This is a genomic window from Paramagnetospirillum kuznetsovii (assembly GCF_003284725.1).
Classification (GTDB): Bacteria; Pseudomonadota; Alphaproteobacteria; order Rhodospirillales; family Magnetospirillaceae; genus Phaeospirillum; species Phaeospirillum kuznetsovii.
On sequence record NZ_PGTO01000006.1, the window covers coordinates 75,107 to 99,687 of the forward strand.

The following is a 24,581-nucleotide window of genomic DNA, read 5'->3' on the forward strand; positions in this document are numbered from 1 at the left end:
ATTACAAATAAGCAATCCGCCAAAGCTGCTTAACAAACGTCAAGGCGGCGGTTTTGCTGGACCGGCACGGTTGGGCCAAGCTTCCAGAAGGCATGTCATGGCCCATACCGAGCCGAAAGCAATCGACAGCACCCCCAGTGGCCCGCCGGAATGGCTGGCGCCCGCGTTGGATGTGGCGGCCATGGATGTGCGCGGCTTCCTGGCCGAGGGCGTCGATCCCTTCGCCGCCATCATGGAGGCCGCCGCCGGGATCGAGTTCGGCGGATTTCTGGTGATCGACGCGCCGTTCAATCCGTCGCCGCTGCGCCGGGTTCTGGCGGGTCGGGGGTTTTCCTCCTATGGCCGCAAACTGTCCGAGGGACATTGGCGGGTCTTCTTTCATCTGGACGGCGGAGCCGACTGGGAAAGCGGCGCCGATGTGAAGGTTTCGCCGGAAGGCGCCATGACCTGGCGCGAGGATGACGGCATCCATATCGACGTGCGCAAGCTGGCGCCGCCCAATCCCATGCTGGCGATCATCCGCCTGATCGAGACTCTGACCGGCAACGAGACCGTGGTGGTCCATCACGAGCGCGAGCCCCATTTCCTCGCCCCCGAATTGGCCGAGCGCGGCTGGCGTATCGCCAGGATCGCCAACGAGGTGGTGAATGTCCGCCTCTGGCTGGAGCGCGACGCCTGATGTTTCCCGGCAGTTTCATGATGGGGGCGAAGGACCGCCTGTTGCCGCCCTCGGTTCCCTACCGCTTTTTCGTGGCCGCCGTCGTCTTCCATCTGGCCGCGTGGTCGGTGCTGGCCTGGGCGGGGGCTGACGCGGGCCTCGGCTTCGTGGGCGGGCAGGGGCCGGTGCTGGCTGCTCTGCACCTCATCACCTTGGGGACTTTGGCGACGACCGCCATGGGCGCCGCCATCCAATTGTTGCCGGTGGCGACCCGTCGGCCGTTGGGGCCGGTTTGGGCCTGCAAGGCCATGTTCGTCGCGTATGTGCCGGGGGTAGCGGTGTTCGCCGCCGGTTTGGCGAGTGGAACCCTGGTTTTCCAGCATCTGGGCGCTGGGCTTTGCTCCATTGGTCTTGGCACTTTCGGCTGGCTGGTGGCGCGCAATCTGCGCAAGGTCGATGATCTGCCGGGTGTTACCCGCCATGCCTGGCTGGCGGTGGCCAGCTTGTTGCTGCTGGTGGGACTGGGTTTCGCCCTGGTGATCGATTTCACCAGGGGCATTCTGGCCGATCACGGCGGCATCGCCGCCGCCCATGCCGTCCTGGCCGCCTATGGCTTCATGGGGATGCTGGCCCTGGGATTCTCCTACGTGCTGATTCCCATGTTCATTCTGGGCTCGGCCGTTCCCGATGCGGTGGGGCGGCGCACCGCCCTGCTGTCGGCCATCGGTCTTGCCCTGGGCGCGGGAGGAGCGGCGTTCGGCCTGGGACCGCTGGCGGCGCTGGGGGCTTTGGCGGGGCTGGCGGCCACCTTCGTTTATCTGCGCGGCATGCGCGACACCCTGAAAAGCCGTATGAAAAAGCGGCTGGAGCCGTTCTTCCGCATGGTGTGGGTCGCCTGGGCCTTGCTGCCGCTCAGCCTGCTGGCTGCCCTGGCACCGGCCCTGGGGGCGCCGCTGGACCCGTGGGGAACCCTGTGGGGCTTCCTGCTGGTATTCGGCTGGCTGCTGTCCTTCGTCACCGCCATCTTGCAGCGGATCATGCCGTTCCTTGCCTCCATGCATTCCTCGGCCTTGGGCGGCAAGCCCGCCCTGCTGTCCCATCTGTCGCCCAAGCTGCCGGTGGATATTCACCTCGCCTGCCACGGGGCGGCACTGGTCCTGATCATTGCCGCCATCCTCGGCGGCTGGGTCTGGCCCATGCGCCTCGGCGTCCTGGCCGGTCTGGCCGGAGCGGTTTCCTTCGGCGTCTACACAATCGAGGTGTTGCGCCGCTATCTCTCCCATATGGCGGCCGCGGCCGCCGCCCATCACGAAGGATAAAGGTCCATGAACACCCAAACCGGCGCTCTGCTGCATCAGGCCCACATGACCACCATCGAGGCGTTGCAGTCGCTGGACGAGCTTCTGAGCGCCAATAAGAAGGCGCCAGCCATGGACGATCTGCTGGGGCGCAAGCTGAAGCAGTTGTCCCGGGTGCTGCGTTCCGAGGTGGAAAGCCATTTCGGCTTCGAGGAGAACCACCTGTTCAAGGTGTTCGTCGAGCAGGGCGAGACCGGCATCGTCACCATGCTGACCCACGAGCATCGCTCGATCCTGCCGCTGGCGCTGCAGGTGGCCGATCTGGCGGTGGCCGCCGCCGGGAGCGCCTTCACCGACGTCACCTGGACCGAATTCAAGGATGCTGGGGCCGAGCTGGTGGAACGGGAAATCTTCCACATCCAGAAGGAAGAGATGGGCCTGCTGGCCGCCATTTCCGCCCTGGTCGATCCCGAAACCGACGAGGCCCTGGCCGACACCTATCGCCGCGAAGTGGGGTGAGTCGGACGTTCGGAAACAACCCCTCTCCCCTGGCGGGAGAGGGTGGCCGCAAGGCCGGGTGAGGGGGCGCGTGTCGACGCGCCACATGATTCCTTATTCGCGCTTGCAGCGCATAAGTCCCCTCACCCCGGCCCTCTCCCACAAGGGGAGAGGGAGCTTCTCCTACTCGTCTTCGTCGATGGCCGAGGCGGGGAAGACGCTGACGCCCGATCCGTCGTCTTCCTCGATCAGGACGATGTCGCCCTCGATGCGGTCGTCACCCTCGGCGATATGATTGAAGTAGTGCCACAGGAACGCCACCGCGATGGTCTGGTCGATCTCGTCTTCCTCGTCCATCTCGTCTTCGTCCATGGCCGAGATGTCGCGCAGGATTTCCAGCGAGTCGTCGAACATCTCGGTCAGGTCCGGGCTGTCTTCCAGCACGTTCTTGATGATGTAGTCGTGCTCGGCGTCTTCCAGCTCGTATTTCCACTGGGCGGTGCCCGACTTGTAATAGACGGTGATCATCGGGCCTCTCCTTGACCGCATGGAGTTCGGCGGGACCATCGGCGATTTGCGCAAAAAAGGCAAGGGGGCGATTGCCGACTTGGCGCATGTCGCATCCTCGGTTAGACCTGTGGCACGGCATCCTTCGGAGAACTCCCCATGGCGGATAAGCAAGCCTGGATTTTGACCATCACCTGCCCCGACACGGTGGGCATCGTGGCGGCGGTTTCCGGATTTCTTTCGCAGCACGACTGCTTCATCACCGAGGCGGCCCAATACGGCGATCCGCTGTCGTCGCGATTCTTCATGCGCATCGTGTTCGGCCCCGGCGCCATGACGCCCGCCAAGGCCGAGTTCGAGAAGCTGTTCACCCAGGTGGCGGCCCGCTTCCAGATGATCTGGCGGCTGCACGATGCCAGCCGCAAGGCCCGGGTGGTGATCCTGGTGTCCAAGTTCGGCCATTGCCTCAACGACCTTTTGCACCGCTACCACACCGGTTCGCTGGGGGTGGAGATTCCGGCGGTGATCTCCAATCACCAGGACATGCGCTCCATCGTCGAATGGCACGGCATTCCCTACCACTACGTTGCGGTGGACAAGCACGACAAATCGGCCCAGGAGGCCCGGGTGCTGGACGTCATCGAGCGTGCCGACGCCGATCTGGTGGTGCTGGCCCGCTACATGCAGATTCTGTCGCAGGACATGTGCGCGCGGCTGCAGGGCAAGGCCATCAACATCCACCACTCGTTCCTGCCCAGCTTCAAGGGCGCCAAGCCCTATCATCAGGCCCATGCCCGCGGCGTGAAGATCATCGGCGCCACCGCCCATTACGTGACGCCGGACCTGGACGAAGGCCCCATCATCGAGCAAGGGGTCGAGCGGGTGGACCACACCCATACCCCCGAGGATCTGGTGGCCATCGGCCGCGACATCGAGAACGTGGTGCTGGCCCGCGCCGTGCGCTGGCACACCGAGCAGCGGGTGCTGCTCAACGGTTCCAAGACGGTGGTGTTCCGGTAGGGGGGGCGCGGAAAGGCTATTTTCTTATCGTCATTCCCGCGAAGGCGGGAATCCATGCGTCGGATCCCGATATCCCCTGCCATGACGTCGCCCTGCCGTACCATGGACCCCCGCTTTCGCGGGGGTGACGGTAAATAAAGGCAAGCCTTTCCGGGTCTTGGGCCTACTTGCCGAAGGTGACGGTGGCGAAGGCCTTCTGGATGCGCTCCTCGCCCCAGAAGGACGGTGCGGCCGGGGCGCCGCCCGCCGCATCGATGGAGGTTCCGGCGCCGGGTTCGTTCAGCTCGACGCTGCCCGCCCGATTGGTCACGATGATGCCGCCTTCCAGCAGCAGGATGGACATGGGGGCGTCCAGCGGACCGCCCCAGAACTTGGTGCCGCGAATGCCCACCGAGGCCAGCGGCGTCTTCACCAACAGGGGATGGTCGGGCAGCTTGCCCACCTTGCCGCTTTCCAGCAGGAACGAGCCCTGGGCCAGCGCCAGTTCCGCCTTGCCTTGCGACATGGCCGGGGCCCAGTCGAATTCGCTGACCACCATCTCGGCGCCGTCGCTCAGCGTCAGATCCATTCCATCGGCGAAGCGGACCTCCAGCCTTGCGCCGCCGCCGGTGCGCAGCCGATCGCCGCGCCGGATGGGATCGCCGACGGAAAGCGGCCTGCTGCCGGCCGCTTCCACCGCTTCCGCCTTGCCTTGGACGCGGGTGACGATGGCGGCGTTTTCCGCCAGAACCACGCGAGGAAAGGCGAGCAAGGCGACGATGACGAAGGCGAGGGCATGGCGGAGGCGCATTGTTCTCTCTCGTCCTGGTGGCGTGTTGTCGTCATTATCTCGGCGCGTCCTGCTTTCGGGTCAAGGAGTATCCCCATGCGGCCATGGATTTTGCTGGCGGGCATCAACGGAGCGCTGGCCATCGGGCTGGCAGCCTATGGCGCCCATGGCGTCGATGCCGCCGCCGTTCCACTGATGGAAAAGGCCAGTCTGTTTCAATTGATCCATGCCGCCGCGCTGGCGTCGCTGGATCGGTGGGATCGGCCTGGAACCGTATCGGCCCGCGCCGCCGGAATGCTGTGGGTCATCGGGGTGGCGCTGTTTTCCGGCTCTCTTTATGCCAAGGCCATGATGGTCCCGCTGCCGCTGCCCATGGTCACCCCGGCGGGGGGAGTCTCGTTGCTGCTGGGCTGGGTTGCGCTGGCGGCATCCGCAATCGGCAAACGAAGCGATCCCACGGTTTGACTTAAGCCAATGAATTGGTGATGATGCGTCTTGGATACACCCAAGAACATGGGTTGCCACGGCTTCGTCCGTGGAGAGAGTTTCGAGGAAAGAAATGGCAAAGTCGGTCCTGATCGTCGAAGACAACGACCTGAATATGAAGTTGTTCAATGACTTGCTTCAGGCGAACGGCTATACGACCCTGCAAACCAAGGATGGCCGCGAAGTCCTTGATATTGCGCGTAAGAATCGTCCAGACTTGATTCTGATGGACATCCAGCTCCCCGAGATTTCCGGCCTGGAAATCACCAAGATGCTGAAAGACGATGCCGATCTGAAGGGGATCCCCGTCATCGCGGTGACGGCTTTCGCCATGAAGGGCGACGAGGAAAAAATCCGCGAGGGTGGTTGCGAGGGCTATATCGCCAAGCCGATCTCGGTCTCCAACTTCCTGCAAACCGTTTCCCGCTTTCTTGCCTGAAGGCGGCTGAATGCGCACGGTCGGGTCTATCGGACTGGCCGTTATCGCGCTCACCGCGAGTCTGCTGTTCGCCGACCACGCCATCCTGGGCCGAGTGATTGCTGAATTGGACGAACGCCCCGCTGCGTCGCAGTCGCCGGGGCGTGTTTTGTCTCGCATCCAGGCGGATTTGGAGCGGGTGGCGGTGGGCAAGGCGCGGTGGCCCTTGCCGCCGGGGGCCATGCGCGATCCCTTGGAACGCCTGGTGGACGCCGAGGATGCCTTCCTGCGCGGTCGCATGCGGGAATTCGCCGATCATGCGAACGCCATCCGGGCCGAGGCCGGGGGCCGTCTGGCTCATCAGGATGAACTGGCCCGCGCCCAGCGCGACCGATCCGACCTGGACAAGGTCATGCTGCCCAGCGCCTATGCCGAGGCCTTGGCCGATCAGGCCCATGCGCCGCCGCTGCGGAGCTTGGTCCAGGCCATGCGTCTCGTGGACGCGGTTCTGGTTCTGGAAGCGGCCGAGGCGGTCCTTCGGCCCATGCGCTACGATCCGAGGGCGCGGCGCAATATCCGTCGGCTTACCATGGGCGACACGGTCTTGGACGATGTCTGGCTGCGCCTGCCTTGTCCCCTTGTGGCCGGGCGTAAGACGGCGTTCGAGCTTGTCGCGGCGGCTCTGGGTGATTTGGCGGGGCCTCTGCTGTCTTGCCCCGTGCCAGAGGCATCGGAGCGTGATTTCGCCTTGATGGAACGGCTGGTGAAGCGCCCGGGGGATTTCGCCGGGGCCGCGCTGACGCCGGTGACGTCGCCCCCCAATTGGGACCATCATCCGCCATCGCCGCCCTGGGATGCGGCCGCCGCCATCCGTTTCATGGACGTCAATCCGGACGGCGCCGAGCCGCCGCTGAGGCTGGCCGCCATGAACGGCGTGGCCGGCAAGCTGGACCTCGCCCTGTTCCTGCATGCCTTCCGCGACCCTTCCGCCGAGCGCAACGAGGATATTCGAACCCTGATGGCGTCGGTGGACCGGGCGTCCTTGGCCAAGGCGAGCCCCGCCATTCTGCGCTTTTCCGGCACGCCAACCGGCTATGACGGCTCCGACATGTCGTTGGTGCCCAGCATCCGTCTGGCCGCACTCGCTCGGGCCGCCGATGTGTCGGCGGGATCCCATGCCTACCCCTATGTCATTCCCTGTTCCGTGCTGGCACGCCATCCGGCTCTGCTGGCCTCCCGCGACGTGGTCGTTCAGCCCACCGAGGACGACGGGAAGGTCGACGTGACGCCGCCGGTTTCCGGCTGCCTCGTCGGTCGCGGCCGGATCACCGGATTCCCCGAGGCCGATCTGGCCGCCTTCCTGGACGCGACCTCCGCCGCCGATGGCGGCGGAAATTCGCCGCGTTATCCGGTGCGCTACCGGGACACCGGCAAGATGCACGACATCGTGTCGCAGCCGGGCGCCGTTCTATCCTGGCCCGAGCCGGTGCTTGACCAGCCTTACCAAACCTGGAGCTACGGCTCGCTGGGCGCCAAGGCGGTGGCTGATCGGCTGAATGGCTTATACCAGCGGTCCAGGACCGGCCTTGCCGCCTATTTCCAGGCCAGGGGACTGAGCGAGGCCGAGTCGGCCGATGCCGCCCGCAAGGCTCTGTTCTCCCTCGCCTACGGCTCCCAGTGCGGCAACGGGCCGCCGCCCAAGTCGCTGCGTCGTCTGATCATGGATGGGTCCGGGGTGGAGGCCATGGCCGAGGCCATGGCCGGTGTCTCCGCCGATGACCTGAAGCCCTTCGCCGAATGCGCCGCTTTCGCGCCCTTCGATCCGCTGCTGCATGTGGCGGTGGCCCATCCGGCGCTGCCGCTGTTGTGGGAGGTGGCGGGGGGCGTGACCGCGGAGACCGATCCCGAGGGACTTCGGTTCATGCGCGACGTCAACGCCCGCAATCATTTCGGCAAGACGGCGTTGATGGTGGCGGCACAGCTTGGACGATCCGACGCGGCCCAGTTCCTGCTGGATAAGGGGGCGCGGGTCAATGCCGATACATGGCAGACGGGCAAGGTCCGGACCCTGGCCCACGATTCGCGAACGGCGCTGATGTATGCCGCCTCGCAAGGTTCCGCCGCCACCATTCGATTGCTGGTGGAGGCCGGGGCCGATCGCTATCAGTCCGACACGACGGGGCGTCGGGCGATCCACTATCTGCTGGGGCAAGGGCCGCTTCCGCCCAATCCGTCGCTGACGCCGACCGAGCGGGCGGAAATGGCGCGCCTGCTTTTCTAGAAACCGGCTGCTGACTCCCCCGACGACCTCCGCTATTCTCCCGCGCCGATGTGAATAAAGGGTCTGCGGAATGTCGAGGAAAACGGTTTTGGCGGGGGCGGCGGCGCTGCTGGTGGCGACGGGCGCTGCGGCCTGGTGGCTGGGCAGCAACCTGCCTCAGACCGGCGGCGACGAGTTGTCGGCCCTGCCGGGCGACGGGCTCGTCACCTTCGCCCGCATCCAGACCGAGATGAACAGGGCCGCCGCGGGCCGGACCGCGCTGGCGGACGATCCCAATGCCGACCCCTTGGAAGCGGTGGCGCGAGCCTTGCGTGAATTCCTGTCCGGCAATACGGTCAAGGCGGCCAATCTGCTCGACGACGTGGAAACCGAGATCGAAAATCGGGTGCCCACCGATGATCAGGTTGCCGCCGACCCCCTGCTGGCGGAAAAAGAGGAATGGCTGGTCAGCTATTTCGAGCTGCTGCCGGAACCGCCATCGGGCAAGGGGATCAAGGCCGACGCCTACGTGTTCAACCGCCTCGCGGTGACCCTTCGCAAGGTGGACGCCATCCTGCTGGCCGAGACCCTGCCCACCCTCAAGGGGTACGATCTGGTGGCGCGCAAGGCGGAACCGGAGCCCTCGGTGTTCGGCGGCATGGTGCTGCGGTTTCCCTGCCGTCTGGTGGCCAGTCATCGGGCTTTGCTGGAGGAGACGTCACGGCTGATGGGGCCGCTGGCGGTGGCTCCGACCGACTGCCCGACGCCCAAGGGGCGCGAGTCCGACTTCAACCTGCTGGAACGCATCGCCCGCGATCCCGCCACCGCCCTGTTGGGGGTGGTTGACGGCAGCGCTCCCTTGCCCCGCGACCTGCGGACCAGCCTGATGACCGCCGCCGCCAAGGGCGGCGCGAACGATATCGCACGGGCCTTATCCGCCGGGGCCGATCCCCAGCGGGCGGATGCGCGCGGGCGGACGGCCTTGCACTACCTGCTGGGCAATTCCGCCATTTCCGGCCATGACCGTGGACAGGCCATCAAGCAGCTGTTTTGACCCCATGCTGATGATCAGCCCCCCTTGAACGGCCAGGTATTCCCACCCTTATCTAAGATACGGAGAAGAATAATCAGCCCAGGGAGGCCGCGATGATCGTCAAGACCATATTGAAGGCAAAGGCTCGTGGCGCGGGCGTCGTGACGATATCTCCCGATGCCTCGGTGGGCGAAGCGGCCAAATTGCTTGCCGAGCATCGCATCGGCGCCCTGATGGCCATGAATGGCGACAAGGTCGCGGGAATTCTGTCGGAGCGCGACATCGTGCGCGGCCTGTCCCAGGCCGTGGATGTCTGCTCCACCGCCAAGGTCCGCGATCTGATGACCGCCGAGGTCTTCGTCTGTCACGAGGACGATACCGTCGAGCGTTTGATGGAGATCATGACCGGCAAGCGCATTCGACATCTGCCCGTCATCGGCGCCGACGGCAAGGTCGCGGGAATCGTCACCATCGGCGACGTGGTCAAGTCGCGCCTGGACGAGACCAAGATGGAAGCGGAGTCGCTACGCGATTACGTGATGGCGGGGCGCTAGTGTATCCGTCGTGATCGCCAGTCGGAGCGCGGGCGTCTCGCCCGCCTTGGCGGCTACTCCACCACGATGTCGTGGGTGTATTCAAAGACGGCGCCCGCTTCGTCCCACCATGTCAGCTTGATCTTGCCGCTGGCCGAGGCCACCGCGAAGAAGCCGCTCAGCGGATTGGCCGAAACCGCCTGATGCCAGTCGGCGCTGATCACCGGTTCGTTGTTCCAGGTGCAGGTGAACTTGTTGACGATGCGGCGCGGGATGGATTTTCCGTCGGCATCCTTGCGCTGGCCGCTTTCCATGTCATGGCTGAGCTGGGCCTTGATCTCGATGATCTCGCCCTTCTTGGCCTTGGCGGGGATGCGCACCTTGACGCGGTCGGAGTTCGCCATCTCAGCCTCCACATCCGCCGAGGGTGACCTTGACTTCCTGCTTGTCCATCCAGACGGTGCCGTCGCTGGTCACCGCATAGGCGCGGACCACCTGGGTCTTGGCCAGCCGCATGCGGAAATTGACCTCGGCCCGGCCCGACCTGGGCGTCAGATACCACGACGCCACCACCGGATAGGGATTGCCCTCGGCCAGGATATGGATGGCCTTGACGTGATCGGCGGGTGTCATGGGGCTGTCGACCACCACGCCCACCGGCTCGTTGGCGCCGCTTTCGGCGGTTTCCTTGATCTTGAGGCGGACCTTGCCTTCCTTGGCGGTGAAGCGGCCCATCAACTGGCGGGCAAGCTCGTCGGTTTCCATGGAGTCGGCGCGGGCCGAAGCAAAGGGCGCCAAGGCGATGGCGGTGGCACCGGCCGCGCCGGCCGCCAGAATGCGACGACGACTAAGGGCTGCTTGCGTGCTCACCAAGGCCACTCCCCAGCTTGATTTTTTGTGTTGGGCAATGCTAGCGGAGGGCGGCTGCTTGACGCAACACTTATATAAAGGTTTGATGATATTAGGGGGCTGTGACGGGCTGAAACATTAGTGTAAGCTCATTAACAAAGAGGGAATCATGACCGCTGCCGGAAAATCCATGTCGCTGATCGTCACCAAGGGAAGCCTGGATTGGGCCTATCCCCCGTTCGTGCTGGCGACCACTGCGGCCAGCATGGGCCTCGACGTCACCATGTTCTTTACCTTCTACGGCCTGACCCTGCTGAAGAAGACGTTGGATTTGAAGGTCACGACCTTGGGGAATGCCGCCATGGAGATGCCCATGATGGGCATGCACATGGTCATGCCCAATCTGATGGGCGCCCTGCCCGGCATGGATGGCATGGCGACCTCCATGATGAAGGATCTGATCAAGAAGAAGGGCGTCGCCTCCATCGAGGAACTGCGCGAAGCGGCGGTGGAGGCCGAGGTGCGCATGATCGCCTGCCAGATGACCATGGACCTGTTCGAATACAAGCAAGCCGACCTGATCGACGGACTCGAGTTCGCGGGCGCGGCCACCTATATCGAAACCGCGACCAACTGCCATATCAATCTGTTCATTTGAGGGAGGATCATCCATGTCGAAGACCGTTCTGGACGTGAAGGGACTCAACTGCCCGCTGCCCATCCTGCGCGCCAAGAAAGCCATCAAGGATCTTGCCCCCGGCGGCATGCTGGAAGTGGTCGCCACCGATCCCGGCTCGGTGAAGGATTTCGACGCCTTCTGCCGCCAGACCGGCAACGTTCTGGTCAGCCAGAAGGAAGACGGCGGCGTCTACACGTTCGAGATCCAGAAGGGGGCCTGATCCCGCTTCCATGGCGCGGCCGGGACGGCCGCGCTCCGAATGCCGGGAGCGCGGGCATCCTGCCCGCTTTTCGCGTTACCGCAAGATCCGCATCAAGCCCCGCAGGCGGCCGATGGTTTCGGCATCCAGATGGCCGTCCACCTTCCAGGGCCTGAAATGGCGCTGGAAGGCGGTCAGCGCCGCCTTTGGGTCGTGGATGTCGTAGCCCACATGGGCAAGACCGGCCAGCACCACATGCTCGGGCGGCAGTTCCGTGGGCTCGCCGCAGGGCCAGACTCCGATGCCGTGGGTCTCTGCCAGCACCTGCCAGGGAAACAATTCGCCAGGATCCTGCTTGCGGGGCGGCGCGATGTCGGAATGTCCCACCACGTTGCGGGCGGGAATGGGATGCCGCCCGACAATGCCCTTGCTCAGGTCCACCAAGGCGGCGATCTGGGCATCCGGGAAGGCGCGATAGCCGAATTCATGGCCGGGATTGACCAACTCGATGCCGATGGAGCGGGAATTGATATCGGTTTCGCCCCGCCAGTGGGACGCCCCCGCATGCCATGCCCGTAGATCCTCGGACACCAGCGAGAACACCCGTCCATCCTCCTCGATCAGGTAATGGGCGCTGACCTTGGCCTCGGCGTCGCAGAGCCGCGCCAGGGCGGCCGGCCCGTCTGGCATGCCGGTGTAATGGATCACCAGCATGTCGACGATCGCCGAGCGGCGCGGCTCGAAATTGGGCGAGGGATGGGAGATCACGGTCATGTGGTCGTCCTGCCGGGCCAAAGTTGAATCACCGCCACTCCCGCCACCGTCAGGGCGCCGCCCAGCAGCTTGTGCCAGGTCAGCGGCTCGTCCAGCAGCAGCACGCCGCCCAGTAGCCCGACCGCCGGTCCCAGCAAGGTGAAGGGCACGATCCGGTTCAGCGAATGGCGCGCCACCAGCTTATACCACAACGTATAGGCAATGAGGGTCGAGCCGATGGTGGTATAGGCCAGACCGGCCCAGCCGGCGGCGGTGGTCGTCTGGATGCGGTTCCAGTGATCGGTCTCGAACGCGAACGAGATGGCCAGCAGCATGGGAAAGGAGAACAGCGCCACCCAGCCGTTGATGGCCAGGGGATCCACCGGCCCGATGCGCTTGATCATGACGTTGGAAATGGCCCAGGACAGGGCGCTGGCCGACATGATCACCAGCGGGACCGGACTATCGAGATGGGGCTCTCCCGCCAGGACGACGACGCCCGCGAAGGCCACCGTCATGCCGACCCCTCTCGCCCAGCCCAGGGCCTCGCGATAGGCGAGCCAGGCGATCACGGCGCTGAACGGGGTGGCCAGTTGGATGGCGATTCCGGCGCTGGCGGCATCCATGCCGTTGATGGCGGCGAACAGCAGGCCGAAATGGCCGATCCCCAGAACCACCGACAGGCCGAGGATGCCGCGCAACTGGTCCAGGCGGGGACGGAACAGCGGCGCCAGCACCAGGGCAACCAGGGCGAAGCGCATTCCGGTCAGCAGGAAGGGCGGAAGCGACAGGGTGGCCGCCTTGACCGCCACCACATTGCCGCCCCACAACAGCGATACCGCCAGGGCGGCCGTCCAGTCGGCGGGCGTGAAGCGGTTCACTTGCCCGCCGCCTCCTCGCGCTTGGCTTCCAGTTCCAGCCAGCGTTCCTCGGCGGCTTCCAATTCGGCACGGGCCACATCGACGCGGGCGGCGATCTTCTGGAATTTGGCGGGGTCGCGGGAATACAACGCCGGGTCGGCCAGATCCGCTTCCAGCTTGGCCAGTTCGGTCGCCAGGGCTTCCATGCGGGCGGGCAGCAGGTCCAACTCGCGCGCCTCGTTATAGGACAGCTTGGTGCGCGGGCTTTGCGGCTTGGGGTTGGCCTGGGGCTTGGGGGTTGGGCGCGGCGCCGCCTTGTCGTCCTTGACCGGCCGCTGGTCGAGATAGTCACTATAGCCGCCGACATATTCCATGACCTCGCCGTCGCCTTCCACCGCGATGACGCTGGTCACCAGCCGGTCGAGGAAGTCGCGGTCGTGACTGACCACCAGCAAGGTGCCGTCGTAATCGGCCAGCACTTCCTCCAGCAGGTCGAGCGTGTCCATGTCCAGATCGTTGGTGGGCTCGTCCAGGATCAGCAGGTTGGACGGCTTGGCCAGCAGCTTGGCCAGCAGCAGGCGGTTGCGCTCGCCGCCCGACAGCGCCTTGACCGGAGTGCGGGCCTGGGCTTCCGAGAACAGGAAGTCCTTCATGTAGCCCACCACATGCTGAGGCTTGCCGCGCACCCAGACATTGTCGCCGCGCCCGTCGGTCAGGGTGTCCCAGACGCTGCGCTCGGGGTCGAGGGCGGCGCGGCGCTGGTCGAAATAGGCGGCTTCCAGATTGGTGCCCAGCCGGATCGTGCCGGAATCCGGCTCCAACTCGCCGGTCAGCATCTTCAGCAGGGTGGTCTTGCCCGCCCCGTTGGGACCGATCAGCCCGACCCGGTCTCCGCGCAGCACGCGGGTGGAAAAGCCGTCGCAGATCATCTTGTCCGCGAACCGCTTGCCCACGTCCTTGGCCTCGATCACCAGACGGCCGGACAGATCGCCGGATTCGGCGGCCAGGGCCGCCTGGCGGCCGGTGGCCAGCACCGCCGACTTGGTCTCGGCGCGTTCCTTGCGCAGCGCTTGGAGCGAGCGCATGCGGCCCATATTGCGCTTGCGCCGCCCGGTGACGCCGCGCGACAGCCAATGCAGCTCCTGGCGCATATGGGTGTTCATGCGGGCCAGTTCGGCTTCCTCGGCGGCATAGACCTCTTCCTGCCAAGCGGGAAAGCGGGCAAAGCCCCATTCGGCGCGGCGGACCACGCCGCGTTCCAGCCACAGGGTCTGCTTGGAGACGGTTTCGAGAAAGCGGCGGTCGTGGCTGATCACCACCAGGGCGCCGCCATAGCTTTTCAGCCAGTCTTCCAGCCACAAGATGGTGGGCAGGTCGAGATGGTTGGTCGGCTCGTCCAGCAGCAGGGCGTCGGGCTGGCCCACCAGGGCGCGGGCCAGGGCGGCGCGGCGGCCTTCGCCGCCCGACAGGGCCACCGGGTCGCGGCTGCCGTCGACGCCGACCGCTTCCAGGACGGTATCCACCCTGAACAACTGGTCGCGCTCGTCGGGCGGCAGGCCTTCCGCCACATACGCGGCGACGGTGGGCGCGATGATGATGGGATCCTGGGGCAGCACCGCGATGCGGGCGCCGGGCTGGACGAAACGCTCGCCGGAATCCGGGGCGATCTCGCCCGCCAGAACCTTCAGCAGGGTGGACTTGCCCGAGCCGTTGCGGCCGACCAGGCAGGTCTTGTCGCCCTTGGCGATCCAGGTGGTGACGCCCTCGAACAGCGGTTTGCCGCCGAAGGTCAGCCGAACGTCTCTGAGGGCGAGGAGGGGAGGGGAAGCCATGAAGGATGGCTACACCGAGCGGGGCCGAGAGTCAAACCATGGACCCATCACGGGTTCGGAGATAAAGTCCGTGGCGAACCGTGTCGGGAGAGAGCGCCATGCCCTATGTCAGCCGTGATATCGCAGGCAAGGTGATCGGCCTTTCCGAGGATTCGGCCGATGGCGCTTCGGAAAACCTGCCCGCCAGCCATCCCGACGTACTGGACTTCCTGTTTCGCGATACCGCGGGCGACCGCGCCTCGTCGCGGTTCCTTGCCTCCGATCTCGGCTTCATCCGCGTGGTGGAGGATCTGGTGGCGGTGCTGATCGAAAAGCGGGTGATCACCTTCACCGACCTGCCCGCCCCGGCCCAGGACAAGCTGTTGGGCCGCCGCTCGTTGCGCTCCTACCTGTCGGACGTGTCCGGAGTCTTCGAGAACGGCGAGGGCAAGATCATCTGATATCCGTTTTCCGTCATTCCCGCGAAAGCGGGAATGACGATTATAGTGATGATCTTCCGGGATTTCTGTCGCACGCGTGGGCGCTTAACCCGCCCTTAAACTCGCGCCTGTTATGGAGAAAGGTCGTTCTTCGTTCGCGCGAGTGCTGATTCCGTGGTTTCGCCCATTTCCTATCTCAGCACGACCCAGATCTCCCACCTGACCACCACGGCGGTGCAGGGGCTGTCGTCCACTGACTTCGCCGCGCTGACCACCAATCAGGTGGGGGCCTTCACCGTCACCGCCATCGGGGCCATGACCGGCACCCAGTTGGCAACTCTGTCCACGACGCAGATGGCGGGGTTGACCACCAGCCAGATCGCCGCCCTCACCCCCGGGCAGATGAATTTCAGCGCCGCCCAGATGGCGGTGCTCAGCGTCGCCCAGTTGGACGCCGTGGGCGTGGCCGAGATTTCGGTGCTGAGCACCCAGCAGGTCAAGGGGCTGACCACCACCGAGCTTGCAGGCTTGACCGCCCCGCAACTGGCCACCTTCAGTTCCACCCAATTGGGGGCATTGACCGCGACCCAGGTGCCGGGATTGACCATCAGCCAGTTGGCGTCCCTGACCACCACGCAATTGGGCGGCATTGGCGCGGCGCAGGTCGGCTATTTGTCCACCTCCCAGCTCAATGGCTTGACCAGCACGGCGCTGGGCGCCCTGACCTCCACCCAGACCACCGGCCTGACCTCGACCCAATTGGCGGCCATCTCCGCCACCCAACTGGGCGGATTGACGGCGACCCAACTGTCGAGCGTGTCGGCGGCCGGCATCGCCAAGCTCAGCGTCACCAATCTGGCGGGTTTGACCACGACGCAAATGGGCGGCCTGACCAGGACGCAACTGGGAAGCCTGGCCACCACAGCCATTGCCGCCATGACCACCAGCCAGGTCGCGTCCTTGACCACCACGCAGCTTGGCGGCCTGAGTTCGACCCAGCTGGCCGCCATGACGTCGACGGAATTCGCGGCGCTGACCACCACCGATATCGGGGCGCTGACCACGTCGCAAATGGCCGGTCTGACCTTGACCGAGATGCTACAGATGACGGTGGGGCAAATCGCCACGCTGAGTTCGACCCAGTTCGCCGCCATGTCCACCACCACCTTGGCCGGGCTGACCTCCACGGGCATGAACCAGCTGACCACGACGCAATTGAGCGGCCTGTCCTCGACCCAGATCACCGCTCTGACGGCCACCGCCATGCAGGGGGCGAGCACCACCAAGCTGACCGCCTTGACCACGACCCAGATCGCCGGTCTGTCGGGCTCGGCACTGCCGAGCTTGACCACCACGCAGTTGGGAGCCTTGTCCTCGACCCAGATCGGCGCGGTGACCAGCAGCCAGATCAAGTCCCTGACCTCGTCGCAGGTGGCGGCACTGACCACCACCCAGATCACCGGCATCAGCACCACCGCCCTGGCCGCCATGACGACGACCCATCTGGCGGCGGCAAGTCCCACCCAAGTGGCGGCGCTGACCGGGGCGCAGATCGCCGTGCTGACCAGCGCCAACTTGGCTTCCATGAGCCTGACCCTGTTGGGCGGGCTGACCCCCACGCAGATGGGAGCCTTGACCACCACCCAGATGAAGGCCTTCACCGCCGCCGAGATGACGGCGCTATCAACCACCCAACTGGGCGGCCTGTCCTCGACGCAATTGGGGGTCTTGAGCAATCCACAAATTGCCGGGCTGACCACCACCCAGTTGTCGGCTCTGACCACCACCCAGGCCAAGGGGCTGACGACGACCCAGTTGGCGGGCCTGAGTTCGACGCAACTCGGCGGCCTGACCGCGACCCAGATCGGGGTATTGACCAACACCCAGATCGGCGGGATGACATCGACGCAACTGGCGGGGTTGAGCACCACCCAACTCGGTGGCCTGACCCAAACGCAACTGGGCGTCCTGACCGCGACCCAGGTCAAGGGTCTGACCGTCACCGAGCTGGCCGCCCTGACCACCACGCAATTGGGCGGCTTGGCGCCGACCCAGGCGGCGGCGCTGACCTCCACCCAGATCGGCGGATTGGACGCGACTACCCTGGGGGCTTTGACCACCACCCAGCTTGGCGGCTTGACCTCCACCGGCGTGGCCAGCCTGACCGTCGGCCAGATGGGGGCTTTGTCCTCGACTCAATTGGGCGGGTTGTCCACCACCGGGGCGGTGGGGCTAAGCTCCACCGATCTGGCGGCGCTGACCACCACCCAGTTGGGCGGATTGAGCATCGCGCAAATGGCGGTGCTGACGTCGAGCGCGGTGGCGGCCCTGAGTTCCACGCAGCTCGGAAGTTTGAGCACGACCCAGCTGGGCGGCCTGACCGCCACCCAGGGGGCGATCCTGACCGCGACCCAACTGGCAGGCCTGACCTCGACCCAACTGGGCGGCCTGAGTGCGGCGGCGCTGGGCGGCCTGACCAGCGTCGGCCTGCTGGCTCTGACCACCACCCAACTCGGCGGCCTGACCTCGACTCAAGTGGCTCGGCTGAGCACCACCGGCATCGCCGCCCTGCCTGCGATGCAGGTGGGAAGCCTGACCACCACCCAGGCCGCCGGACTGACCTCGACGCAGTTGGGGGCGCTTACGGTGACCGGTCTCGGCGGTTTGACCACGACCCAGTTGGGTGCATTGACCACCACCCAGCTCGGCGGCTTGAATTCCACCCAGCTTAAAGCCTTCACCACCACGCAGCTGGGCGGGTTGGCCGCCACGCAGATCGGCGGGCTGACCACCACTCAGGTGGGGTATCTGAGCACCACCGAACTGGCGGCGCTGACCACGACTCAGTTGGGCGGCCTCAGCTCCAAGCAGGTGGGCGGCTTGACCACGACCCAGTTGGCGGGGCTGACCACCACCACCCTTGCCGGGCTGGCCCCCACCCAGATTTCCGGGCTATCGGCGGCGGCGCTGACCTCCCTGACCACCACCTTGCTGGCGGGGCTGACCACCACCCAGGCGGCCAATCTGACCACCACCCAGATCAAGGCGTTCAGCGTCACCGGCATCGGCGCTCTGACCTCCACCCAGTTGGGAAGCCTGAGTCCGACCCAGCTCTCGGTCCTCTCGACGCCCCAACTCGCCGGACTGATGCCCTCCGGTCTGGCATCGCTGAGCACTACCCAGTTGGGCGGACTGACCTCGACCCAGCTCGGCGCCCTGACCTCGACGCAACTGGGCGGCTTGACCACCACCGGGCTTTCCGGCCTGTCGAACACCCAGATCAAGGGGATGAGTACCACGGCTCTGGCCGCCTTGGCGCCGACCCAACTGACCAGCCTGACCCCCACCCAGATCGGGGGAATGTCCACCGCCCAGGTCGCCGGTCTGTCCACCACCGTCCTGGCGGGGCTGACCACCACCCAGGTCGGCGGTCTGGCGGTGACCGAGCTGGCCAGCCTGGGCACCGCCCAGGTGGCGGGGCTGACCGCGACCCTGTTGGGGGCGCTGAGTTCGACCCAGATGTCCGGCTTCACCTCCACCGCCGTGGCGGCGCTGACGGCGACGCAGATGGGAGGCCTCAGCTCCACCCAGCTTCGCGGCATCGCGGCGGCCAGTATCGGCGGGCTGTCCACCACCTCGATCGCGGGGCTGAGCACCACCCAGTTGGGAGGCTTGACGGCCACCCAGTCCCTGGGCCTGACCACCACCCAGGTCAAGGCGCTGACGCCGACGCAAATGTCCGGTTTGACGGCGACCCAGGTCGCCAGCCTGACCTCGGCCCAGGTGGGCGCGTTGAGCACGACCCAGTTCTCCGCCTTGACCACCACCGGGATCGCGGCGCTGTCGGCCAATCAGATCAAGGGGCTTGGCGCCACCACCCTGGCCGCCCTGGCCGCGCCCCTGGTGGCGACATTCACCTCGACGCAAGTGGGCGGCCTCGCCACCACCCAGGTGCAGTCGCTGACCACCTCACAGCTTACCGGCCTGTCCACCACCCAGATTTCCGGCCTGACGGTGACCCAAATGGGAAGCATCATCGGCACCACCGTGGCGGCACTGACCACCACCCAGTTGGGAAGCCTGACCACCACCCAGGCGGCGGGCTTGAGCTCCACCGGCATGGCGGGGCTGACCTCCACCCAAATCCCGGCCTTCACCACCACCCAGCTCGGCGCCATGACCGCCACCCAATTGAAGGGATTGACCACGTCCAGCCTCGGCGCCCTGACGGTGACGCAGTTGGGCGGACTCAGTTCCACCCAGATGGGGGCCTTCAATGCCGCCCAGGTGCCGGGCCTCACCACCACCCAGTTGGCCGGTCTTGCCACCACCCAGGCCAAGGGACTGAGCACCACCGCCATCGCCACCCTATCCACCGTGCAGCTAGGTGCCCTGACCACCACCACCATTGCGGCGCTGAGCGCGGCCCAGGCGGGCGCCTTCACCCAGATCCAAGTGGCGGCCATGACCGACCCCCAGGTCGAAGCCATGCTGTCGGCACTGGGATAAGCCATGGCCAGCGAGACCTTCTCTTCGGCCATCAACCGGGCGGTGGGGCGCGATCTCAGCGTCCTCGACCTGATCACCGCCGCCGAAGCCATCGCCCGCAGCGACGGCGGCCAATGCGCCGCCACCCTCTACGAGGCCTGGGTCCGGCACAATCAGGACAATCCGCTGCTTTACGCCGTCCTGTTCAATTTCGGCGTCGTCCAGATGGACTCGGGCGATCTGGCGGGGGCCAAGGACAGCTTTGAGAAGGCCATCGCGCTCAATCCCGATTTCCTGTCGGCCTATGTGAATCTGGGGCGGGTCCACGAACGGCTGGGCGTTTCGGGCGACGCGGTGGCCTGCTGGTCGGCCATGCTGGACCGGCTGGCTCCGGTGACCGGCACGGCCATCAGCCACAAGACCACGGCGCTGAACCAGATCGCCCGCGTCACCGAGACGGCCAACCAGGACGAGACCGCCGAAGCCATGCTGCGCCAGAGCCTGGACCTGGACCCCAGCCAGCGCGAAGTGGTCCAGCACCTGTTGGCCCTGCGCCAGCGCCAATGCGAATGGCCGGTGGTGGAACCGTGGGAGCGGGTCGGCCGCGAGACCCTGATGACCGGCATGTCGCCGCTGTCCATGGCGGCTTATGGCGACGACCCCATGCTGCAACTGGCGGCGGCGTGGAACTACAACCGCCTCGACGTGGGCCGTCCCGCCACCGAACCCGCCACCCCGAAGCCGACGCCAGGCCAGCGGCTGCGGGTCGGCTATCTGTCGTCGGATCTGCGCGAGCACGCGGTGGGCCACCTGACCGCCGAACTGTTCGAGGCCCACGACAAGGATAAGGTGGAGCTGTTCGCCTATTACTGCGGCGTCGCCGCCGACGATCCGCTGCACCATCGCATCAAGGGCGCATTCGAGCACTGGCGCGATATCTCCAACGTCAGCGACACGGATGCCGCCCGGCTCATGGCGGAAGACGGCATCCAGATCCTGGTGGACCTCAACGGCTACACCCGGGACGGCCGCACCAAGCTGGTGGCGCTGCGCCCGGCGCCGGTGATCGTCAACTGGCTGGGCTTTCCCGGCAGCATGGGCAGCCCCTATCACCACTACATCATCGCCGACGACTGGATCATCCCGCCCGAATCCGAGATCTATTACTCCGAGACGGTGCTGCGGCTGCCCTGCTATCAGCCCAACGACCGCCAGCGGATCGTCGCCCCCCAGCGCCCGACCCGGGCCGAGGCGGGACTGCCCGAGACCGCCATGGTCTATTGTTGCTTCAACGGGCTGCACAAGATCAACCGCTTCACCTTCGCGCGCTGGCTGAGCATCCTGGAACAGGTGCCCGACAGTGTGCTGTGGCTGCTGAGCGGAGCCGAGGGGGCGCAAAGCCGCCTGCGCGATCTCGCCGCCGGGCGCGGGCTGGACCCCGCCCGCCTGATCTTCGCCGACAAGCTGGCCAACCCCTATCATCTGGCCCGCTATCCCCTGGCCGATCTGTTCCTCGACACCGCGCCTTACGGCGCCCACACCACCGCGTCGGACGCCTTGTGGATGGGGGTGCCGGTCCTGACGCTCAGCGGCCGCTCCTTCGCGTCCAGGGTGTGCGGCAGCCTGGCGCGGGCAGCGGGACTGGCCGATCTGGTCTGCCTGGACCCGGCCGACTATGTGGACCGAGCCGTGGCCCTGGGCCACGACCGGGCAGGACTGGCCCAGTATCGCCAGCGTCTGGACGCAAACCGCCAGACCTGCACCCTGTTCGACACCCATGGACTGGCCCGGAGCCTGGAAGAGCTGTTCGCCCAAATGTGGCGGACCGCCGAAGCCGGTCACCTACCGCTCCCCGACCTGACCAACCTAGACGCCTGCCTGGAGGTCGGAATCGAGCCCGACCAGGACCAGACGGAAACCCTGGCCATGCCGGATTACGAAGATTGGTGGAGCGAACGGCTGGCCCGACGGCACGCCTATCGGCCGATGGCGTGTGATGGGCGGCTGTGGAGGCGGCGATTGGAGCGGGTGAAGGGAATCGAACCCTCGTCGTAAGCTTGGGAAGCTTCTGCTCTACCATTGAGCTACACCCGCACCGCAGCGGATTTTATAGGGGGCGGCGGGCCTGCTGGCAAGGCCCGTCGTGCCCCATGGTCCGGCTTTGCTATCCCATCATGCCGATCAGGGTCTTGACGGTGTTGTCGGCGCCCTCGGCGATCTGGCTGATGGAGGCGTCCAGCATGTAGCAGGGCGAGGTCGCCAGTTTGTGCTTGGCGTCCACCACCACCTGGCCGTGGCCGGCGGTCTTGTGCTTGGCGCCCATCTTCTCGATGGCCTCGGCGGTGCCGGGATCGTTGCCGATGGTGACGTCGACGCCGTCGCCCATGATTTTCGCCATCAGGGCGGGGGCGATGCACAAGGCGCCGATGGGCTTTTTCGCCGCCGCCATGGCCTTGACCGCCGTCTCGGTGGCGGGATCGACCGAACAGTCGGGGCCATCGACGGCGAAGCTGCACAGGTTCTTGGCGGCTCCGAAGCCGCCGGGGAAGATCATGGCGTCGAAATCGGCAGGGTTGAACTGGGCGACGTCCTTGATCTGGCCCCGCGCGATGCGGGCGGATTCCACCAGGACGTTGCGGCTTTCCTCGGCGGGTTGGCCGGTCAGGTGATTGACCACATGCATCTGGGGGCGGTCGGGGGCGAAGCACTGATAGCTGCCGCCGTGGCGGTCGATGGCCAACAGGGTCAGTACCGCTTCGTGGATCTCGGCGCCGTCATAGACGCCGCAGCCGGACAGAACCACGGCGAATTTCGGTTTGGCGGACATGGTCGGATTTCCTCGTCATGCAGGAAGAGACCATAGAATAGCCCATTCCCTCCCGCCTCGACCATGGTCTATCGTTCGTGGCCGCCCGCATCCCGTTCCTAGGATACTCCATGACCGCATATTCCCGCCTCGAAGCCGTGTTTCGCAAATCCGCCGCCATCGGCGACGCCCTGGGGGTGCTGCAATGGGACATGGCGACCATGATGCCCGATGGCGGCGCCGAGGGGCGCGCCGAGCAGATGGCGACCCTGAAGGGCATCGCCCACGAGACGGTGACCGCGCCCGACATGGCCGACCTGCTGGCCCAGGCCGAGGGTGAGACGCTGGACGGGTGGGAGCGGGCCAATCTGCGGGAGATGCGCCGCGAATGGGTTCATGCCGCTGCCGTGCCGGGCGATCTGGTGGATGCCCTGGCGCGGGCGGAATCGGCCTGCGAGATGGCGTGGCGCGAGGCGCGGCCCGCCGCCGATTTCAAGCGGGTGCTGCCCGCGCTGTCCGATCTGCTGGGGCTGGTCCGGCAAGTGGGCGCCATCAAGGCGGAAAAGCTGGGGGTGGGTATCTACGACGCGCTGCTGGACCAGTACGAGCCCGAAGGCCGCTCGGCCGAGATCGACGCCGTGTTCGATCCCCTGGAAGCCTTCCTGCCCGGCTTCATCGAAGAAGCTTTGGCCGCCCAGGCCCGACGGCCAGCGTCGGTCGCGCCGTCCGGTCCGTTCCCCACCGGCCAGCAGAAGGCGCTGGGCCTGAAACTGATGGAGATGGCGGGCTTCGATTTTCATCACGGCCGCCTGGACGTGTCGCGCCATCCCTTCTGCGGCGGCTCGCCCGAGGATACCCGCATCACCACCCGCTATAACGAGGACGACTTCGCCTCGGCCATGATGGGGGTGCTGCACGAGACCGGGCACGCGCTCTACGAGTTCGGTCTGCCCAAGGGGCGGTGGCGGAGCCAGCCGGTGGGCCGCGCCCGAGGCATGGTGGTGCACGAATCCCAGTCGCTGCTGATGGAGATGCAGGCCTGCCGGTCGCGGGAGTTCATGACCTTCGCCGCGCCGCTGATCCGCGACGCCTTCGGCGGCCAGGGCGCGGCCTGGGAGGCCGACAATCTGTATCGCCGGGGCATCCGGGTCGAGCGCGGCTTCATCCGGGTCGAGGCCGACGAATGCACCTATCCCGCCCATGTCATCATCCGCTACCGCCTGGAAAAGGCGTTGATCGAGGGCCGCATGGAGCTTGCCGACCTGCCGGGGGCCTGGAACGAGGGCTATAAGCGCCTGCTGGGCATCACGCCGCCCGACGACCGGCTGGGCTGCCTGCAGGATATCCACTGGTACGGCGGCTCCTGGGGCTATTTCCCCACTTATACACTGGGCGCCATGACGGCGGCCCAGTTGTTCGCCGCCGCCCAAGCCGCCGATGCCGAGGTTTTGCCCGCCATGGGAAAGGGAGACTTCAAGCCGCTGCTGGCCTGGCTGCGGGCCAATGTGCACGGCCACGGCTCGTCGCTGTCCACCCGCGACCTGGTGACCCGGGCCACCGGGCGGCCGCTGGACCCGGCGGTGTTCGAGGCCCATCTGCGGCGGCGCTATTTGGATTGAGCGGTTTGAGGTAAGCTTGTCCGATGATCGGTTGGCTGCAGAGTTTGTTCTTGGACAAGCGGGCGAGGGAGGCCCTGCAGGGGCGTGCGCCGTTGCCGCCCCGACCGCGTCTCCATGTCGTGACGGTGCCGCCCAGGGAGCGTGACGTTCATGCCGCCCTGGCCGAGGCGGAGGAGCGCATGCGCCGCCTGCCGCCGGAAAAGGCTCAGTTGATCCGCACCGCCATGGCGGTGCGCCGGGCCAGCCAGTCGGCCTTGGCCCATCTCAGCGACGACGAGATGGACAAGCTGCGCTCGGTGGCGGAAAAAGCCCTGCTGGGTGGGGGGCGTTGATCCATGGTCGGATTTTTCAAGAACCTGTTCGGCGCCAAGCCTCCGGTTAAAGCCCCGGCAAAACCGACTCCCAAGCCCATCGCAAAAGCCGCCGCCGCCATGGGCGAAGATCGCGCCGCCCTGCTGAAGCAGGCCCAGCAGGTGCACCGGGCCAAGCGCAAGATTCTCGACCACCTGTCCGACGAGGACCGCGCCAAGCTGGTGGGCATGGCCATCCTCACCTTCCTGAACGATGGGCGCGAGCCCGACAGCAAGAAGTAGAGCC

At 66.1% G+C, this 24,581-nt stretch carries 25 protein-coding genes and 1 tRNA gene; 17 read left to right on the forward strand and 9 right to left on the reverse strand.

The genetic code is table 11. The annotated features are described in order from the left end of the window. Window positions 1-97 precede the first annotated feature (97 nt). Genes CU669_RS09990 through CU669_RS10000 form a run of 3 tightly spaced genes read left to right on the forward strand, consistent with a single transcriptional unit; the run spans window position 98 to window position 2,475 of the window. Complete coding sequence (locus tag CU669_RS09990; protein WP_112144239.1) at window positions 98-679, forward strand: DUF2249 domain-containing protein; 582 nt, start codon at window positions 98-100, stop codon at window positions 677-679. Next, window positions 679-1,977, forward strand: a complete 1,299-nt coding sequence (locus CU669_RS09995) for a hypothetical protein (protein WP_112144240.1) — start codon at window positions 679-681, stop codon at window positions 1,975-1,977. The genes CU669_RS09990 and CU669_RS09995 overlap by 1 nt, the downstream gene beginning before the upstream one ends. 6 nt (window positions 1,978-1,983) lie before the next feature. Then, a complete protein-coding gene (locus CU669_RS10000; RefSeq protein WP_112144242.1) occupies window positions 1,984-2,475 on the forward strand; it encodes a hemerythrin domain-containing protein in 492 nt (163 codons plus the stop codon). 162 nt (window positions 2,476-2,637) lie between these two features. On the opposite strand, the gene CU669_RS10005 is transcribed toward CU669_RS10000, so the two are convergent. Further along, on the reverse strand, window positions 2,638-2,982 hold the full coding sequence (locus CU669_RS10005; protein ID WP_112144244.1) for a hypothetical protein: 345 nt from the start codon (window positions 2,980-2,982) through the stop codon (window positions 2,638-2,640). A gap of 138 nt (window positions 2,983-3,120) precedes the next feature. Between CU669_RS10005 and purU the strand changes: the two genes are divergently transcribed. Next, on the forward strand, window positions 3,121-3,981 hold the full coding sequence (gene purU, locus CU669_RS10010; protein WP_112144246.1) for a formyltetrahydrofolate deformylase: 861 nt from the start codon (window positions 3,121-3,123) through the stop codon (window positions 3,979-3,981). A gap of 163 nt (window positions 3,982-4,144) precedes the next feature. Here the strand turns inward: purU and CU669_RS10015 are convergent, their stop codons facing one another. Continuing rightward, window positions 4,145-4,771, reverse strand: coding sequence for a FecR family protein (locus CU669_RS10015; RefSeq protein ID WP_112144248.1), 627 nt, complete (start codon window positions 4,769-4,771; stop codon window positions 4,145-4,147). Between the two features lie 75 nt (window positions 4,772-4,846). Here CU669_RS10015 and CU669_RS10020 point away from each other — a divergent pair, with 75 nt between their 5' ends. The 5 genes from CU669_RS10020 to CU669_RS10040 all read left to right on the forward strand — a co-directional run bounded on the left by CU669_RS10020 (window position 4,847) and on the right by CU669_RS10040 (window position 9,501). Then, window positions 4,847-5,215, forward strand: coding sequence for a DUF423 domain-containing protein (locus CU669_RS10020; protein WP_161539632.1), 369 nt, complete (start codon window positions 4,847-4,849; stop codon window positions 5,213-5,215). A 94-nt stretch (window positions 5,216-5,309) separates the two neighbouring features. Next, window positions 5,310-5,675 carry a response regulator gene (locus tag CU669_RS10025; protein WP_112144252.1) on the forward strand — a complete coding sequence of 122 codons (366 nt, stop codon included), beginning with the start codon at window positions 5,310-5,312 and terminating at the stop codon, window positions 5,673-5,675. A gap of 10 nt (window positions 5,676-5,685) precedes the next feature. Further along, window positions 5,686-7,935: an ankyrin repeat domain-containing protein gene (locus CU669_RS10030; RefSeq protein ID WP_112144253.1), complete on the forward strand. Its 2,250-nt coding sequence runs from the start codon at window positions 5,686-5,688 to the stop codon at window positions 7,933-7,935. Between the two features lie 70 nt (window positions 7,936-8,005). Continuing rightward, complete coding sequence (locus CU669_RS10035; protein WP_112144255.1) at window positions 8,006-8,968, forward strand: ankyrin repeat domain-containing protein; 963 nt, start codon at window positions 8,006-8,008, stop codon at window positions 8,966-8,968. A gap of 92 nt (window positions 8,969-9,060) precedes the next feature. Continuing rightward, entirely contained in the window at window positions 9,061-9,501 is a 441-nt protein-coding gene (locus tag CU669_RS10040; protein ID WP_112144257.1) for a CBS domain-containing protein, read from the forward strand. A 53-nt stretch (window positions 9,502-9,554) separates the two neighbouring features. Here CU669_RS10040 and soxZ read toward each other — a convergent pair whose 3' ends face one another. After that, window positions 9,555-9,884 carry a thiosulfate oxidation carrier complex protein SoxZ gene (gene soxZ, locus CU669_RS10045; RefSeq protein WP_112144259.1) on the reverse strand — a complete coding sequence of 110 codons (330 nt, stop codon included), beginning with the start codon at window positions 9,882-9,884 and terminating at the stop codon, window positions 9,555-9,557. A gap of 1 nt (window position 9,885) precedes the next feature. Beyond that, window positions 9,886-10,350, reverse strand: a complete 465-nt coding sequence (locus CU669_RS10050) for a thiosulfate oxidation carrier protein SoxY (protein WP_239988653.1) — start codon at window positions 10,348-10,350, stop codon at window positions 9,886-9,888. 148 nt (window positions 10,351-10,498) lie between these two features. On the opposite strand from CU669_RS10050, the gene dsrE2 reads away from it, so the two are divergent. Both dsrE2 and CU669_RS10060 read left to right on the forward strand, forming a co-directional pair. Then, the gene (gene dsrE2, locus CU669_RS10055; protein WP_112144261.1) at window positions 10,499-10,987 is read left to right on the forward strand and encodes a sulfur carrier protein DsrE2; all 489 of its coding nucleotides are present in this window, start codon (window positions 10,499-10,501) and stop codon (window positions 10,985-10,987) included. Window positions 10,988-11,000: 13 nt separating this feature from the next. Further along, window positions 11,001-11,228 carry a sulfurtransferase TusA family protein gene (locus CU669_RS10060; protein ID WP_112144263.1) on the forward strand — a complete coding sequence of 76 codons (228 nt, stop codon included), beginning with the start codon at window positions 11,001-11,003 and terminating at the stop codon, window positions 11,226-11,228. A 75-nt stretch (window positions 11,229-11,303) separates the two neighbouring features. Here the strand turns inward: CU669_RS10060 and CU669_RS10065 are convergent, their stop codons facing one another. From CU669_RS10065 to CU669_RS10075, 3 genes are read right to left on the reverse strand one after another with little or no spacing between them, the layout of a single operon-like run. Beyond that, a complete protein-coding gene (locus CU669_RS10065; protein WP_112144454.1) occupies window positions 11,304-11,981 on the reverse strand; it encodes an N-acetylmuramoyl-L-alanine amidase in 678 nt (225 codons plus the stop codon). Then, window positions 11,978-12,841 (reverse strand): DMT family transporter, encoded by an 864-nt coding sequence (locus tag CU669_RS10070; RefSeq protein WP_112144265.1) that lies wholly within the window; start codon window positions 12,839-12,841, stop codon window positions 11,978-11,980. The genes CU669_RS10065 and CU669_RS10070 overlap by 4 nt, the downstream gene beginning before the upstream one ends. Beyond that, a complete protein-coding gene (locus CU669_RS10075) occupies window positions 12,838-14,652 on the reverse strand; it encodes an ATP-binding cassette domain-containing protein (RefSeq protein WP_112144267.1) in 1,815 nt (604 codons plus the stop codon). The genes CU669_RS10070 and CU669_RS10075 overlap by 4 nt, the downstream gene beginning before the upstream one ends. Window positions 14,653-14,750: 98 nt before the next feature. On the opposite strand from CU669_RS10075, the gene CU669_RS10080 reads away from it, so the two are divergent. From CU669_RS10080 to CU669_RS10090, 3 genes are all read left to right on the forward strand, one after another. Further along, complete coding sequence (locus CU669_RS10080) at window positions 14,751-15,092, forward strand: hypothetical protein (protein ID WP_112144456.1); 342 nt, start codon at window positions 14,751-14,753, stop codon at window positions 15,090-15,092. A 153-nt stretch (window positions 15,093-15,245) separates the two neighbouring features. After that, the gene (locus CU669_RS21805) at window positions 15,246-19,580 is read left to right on the forward strand and encodes a beta strand repeat-containing protein (protein WP_112144269.1); all 4,335 of its coding nucleotides are present in this window, start codon (window positions 15,246-15,248) and stop codon (window positions 19,578-19,580) included. A gap of 3 nt (window positions 19,581-19,583) precedes the next feature. Next, window positions 19,584-21,614: an O-linked N-acetylglucosamine transferase, SPINDLY family protein gene (locus tag CU669_RS10090; RefSeq protein WP_112144271.1), complete on the forward strand. Its 2,031-nt coding sequence runs from the start codon at window positions 19,584-19,586 to the stop codon at window positions 21,612-21,614. Here CU669_RS10090 and CU669_RS10095 read toward each other — a convergent pair. Together CU669_RS10095 and elbB are read right to left on the reverse strand one after the other, a co-directional pair. Further along, window positions 21,580-21,653: transfer RNA gene (locus CU669_RS10095), tRNA-Gly, on the reverse strand. The genes CU669_RS10090 and CU669_RS10095 overlap by 35 nt on opposite strands. 70 nt (window positions 21,654-21,723) lie before the next feature. Beyond that, a complete protein-coding gene (gene elbB, locus CU669_RS10100) occupies window positions 21,724-22,386 on the reverse strand; it encodes an isoprenoid biosynthesis glyoxalase ElbB (protein ID WP_112144273.1) in 663 nt (220 codons plus the stop codon). 110 nt (window positions 22,387-22,496) lie between these two features. Here elbB and CU669_RS10105 point away from each other — a divergent pair, with 110 nt between their 5' ends. Genes CU669_RS10105 through CU669_RS10115 form a run of 3 tightly spaced genes read left to right on the forward strand, consistent with a single transcriptional unit; the run spans window position 22,497 to window position 24,577 of the window. Continuing rightward, window positions 22,497-23,984, forward strand: a complete 1,488-nt coding sequence (locus tag CU669_RS10105) for a carboxypeptidase M32 (protein ID WP_112144274.1) — start codon at window positions 22,497-22,499, stop codon at window positions 23,982-23,984. Between the two features lie 23 nt (window positions 23,985-24,007). Further along, on the forward strand, window positions 24,008-24,316 hold the full coding sequence (locus CU669_RS10110) for a hypothetical protein (protein WP_112144276.1): 309 nt from the start codon (window positions 24,008-24,010) through the stop codon (window positions 24,314-24,316). A gap of 3 nt (window positions 24,317-24,319) precedes the next feature. Next, a complete protein-coding gene (locus CU669_RS10115) occupies window positions 24,320-24,577 on the forward strand; it encodes a hypothetical protein (protein ID WP_112144278.1) in 258 nt (85 codons plus the stop codon). Window positions 24,578-24,581: the final 4 nt, after the last annotated feature.

What these genes read in the sequence shown, in the direction of transcription:
- CU669_RS09990 (WP_112144239.1), top strand. Translation starts at nt 98, where the DNA reads ATGGCCCATACCGAGCCGAAAGCAATCGACAGCACCCCCAGTGGCCCG.
- CU669_RS09995 (WP_112144240.1), top strand. Translation starts at nt 679, where the DNA reads ATGTTTCCCGGCAGTTTCATGATGGGGGCGAAGGACCGCCTGTTGCCG.
- CU669_RS10000 (WP_112144242.1), top strand. Translation starts at nt 1,984, where the DNA reads ATGAACACCCAAACCGGCGCTCTGCTGCATCAGGCCCACATGACCACC.
- CU669_RS10005 (WP_112144244.1), bottom strand. Translation starts at nt 2,982, where the DNA reads ATGATCACCGTCTATTACAAGTCGGGCACCGCCCAGTGGAAATACGAG.
- purU (WP_112144246.1), top strand. Translation starts at nt 3,121, where the DNA reads ATGGCGGATAAGCAAGCCTGGATTTTGACCATCACCTGCCCCGACACG.
- CU669_RS10015 (WP_112144248.1), bottom strand. Translation starts at nt 4,771, where the DNA reads ATGCGCCTCCGCCATGCCCTCGCCTTCGTCATCGTCGCCTTGCTCGCC.
- CU669_RS10020 (WP_161539632.1), top strand. Translation starts at nt 4,847, where the DNA reads ATGCGGCCATGGATTTTGCTGGCGGGCATCAACGGAGCGCTGGCCATC.
- CU669_RS10025 (WP_112144252.1), top strand. Translation starts at nt 5,310, where the DNA reads ATGGCAAAGTCGGTCCTGATCGTCGAAGACAACGACCTGAATATGAAG.
- CU669_RS10030 (WP_112144253.1), top strand. Translation starts at nt 5,686, where the DNA reads ATGCGCACGGTCGGGTCTATCGGACTGGCCGTTATCGCGCTCACCGCG.
- CU669_RS10035 (WP_112144255.1), top strand. Translation starts at nt 8,006, where the DNA reads ATGTCGAGGAAAACGGTTTTGGCGGGGGCGGCGGCGCTGCTGGTGGCG.
- CU669_RS10040 (WP_112144257.1), top strand. Translation starts at nt 9,061, where the DNA reads ATGATCGTCAAGACCATATTGAAGGCAAAGGCTCGTGGCGCGGGCGTC.
- soxZ (WP_112144259.1), bottom strand. Translation starts at nt 9,884, where the DNA reads ATGGCGAACTCCGACCGCGTCAAGGTGCGCATCCCCGCCAAGGCCAAG.
- dsrE2 (WP_112144261.1), top strand. Translation starts at nt 10,499, where the DNA reads ATGACCGCTGCCGGAAAATCCATGTCGCTGATCGTCACCAAGGGAAGC.
- CU669_RS10060 (WP_112144263.1), top strand. Translation starts at nt 11,001, where the DNA reads ATGTCGAAGACCGTTCTGGACGTGAAGGGACTCAACTGCCCGCTGCCC.
- CU669_RS10065 (WP_112144454.1), bottom strand. Translation starts at nt 11,981, where the DNA reads ATGACCGTGATCTCCCATCCCTCGCCCAATTTCGAGCCGCGCCGCTCG.
- CU669_RS10075 (WP_112144267.1), bottom strand. Translation starts at nt 14,652, where the DNA reads ATGGCTTCCCCTCCCCTCCTCGCCCTCAGAGACGTTCGGCTGACCTTC.
- CU669_RS10080 (WP_112144456.1), top strand. Translation starts at nt 14,751, where the DNA reads ATGCCCTATGTCAGCCGTGATATCGCAGGCAAGGTGATCGGCCTTTCC.
- CU669_RS10090 (WP_112144271.1), top strand. Translation starts at nt 19,584, where the DNA reads ATGGCCAGCGAGACCTTCTCTTCGGCCATCAACCGGGCGGTGGGGCGC.
- elbB (WP_112144273.1), bottom strand. Translation starts at nt 22,386, where the DNA reads ATGTCCGCCAAACCGAAATTCGCCGTGGTTCTGTCCGGCTGCGGCGTC.
- CU669_RS10105 (WP_112144274.1), top strand. Translation starts at nt 22,497, where the DNA reads ATGACCGCATATTCCCGCCTCGAAGCCGTGTTTCGCAAATCCGCCGCC.
- CU669_RS10110 (WP_112144276.1), top strand. Translation starts at nt 24,008, where the DNA reads ATGATCGGTTGGCTGCAGAGTTTGTTCTTGGACAAGCGGGCGAGGGAG.
- CU669_RS10115 (WP_112144278.1), top strand. Translation starts at nt 24,320, where the DNA reads ATGGTCGGATTTTTCAAGAACCTGTTCGGCGCCAAGCCTCCGGTTAAA.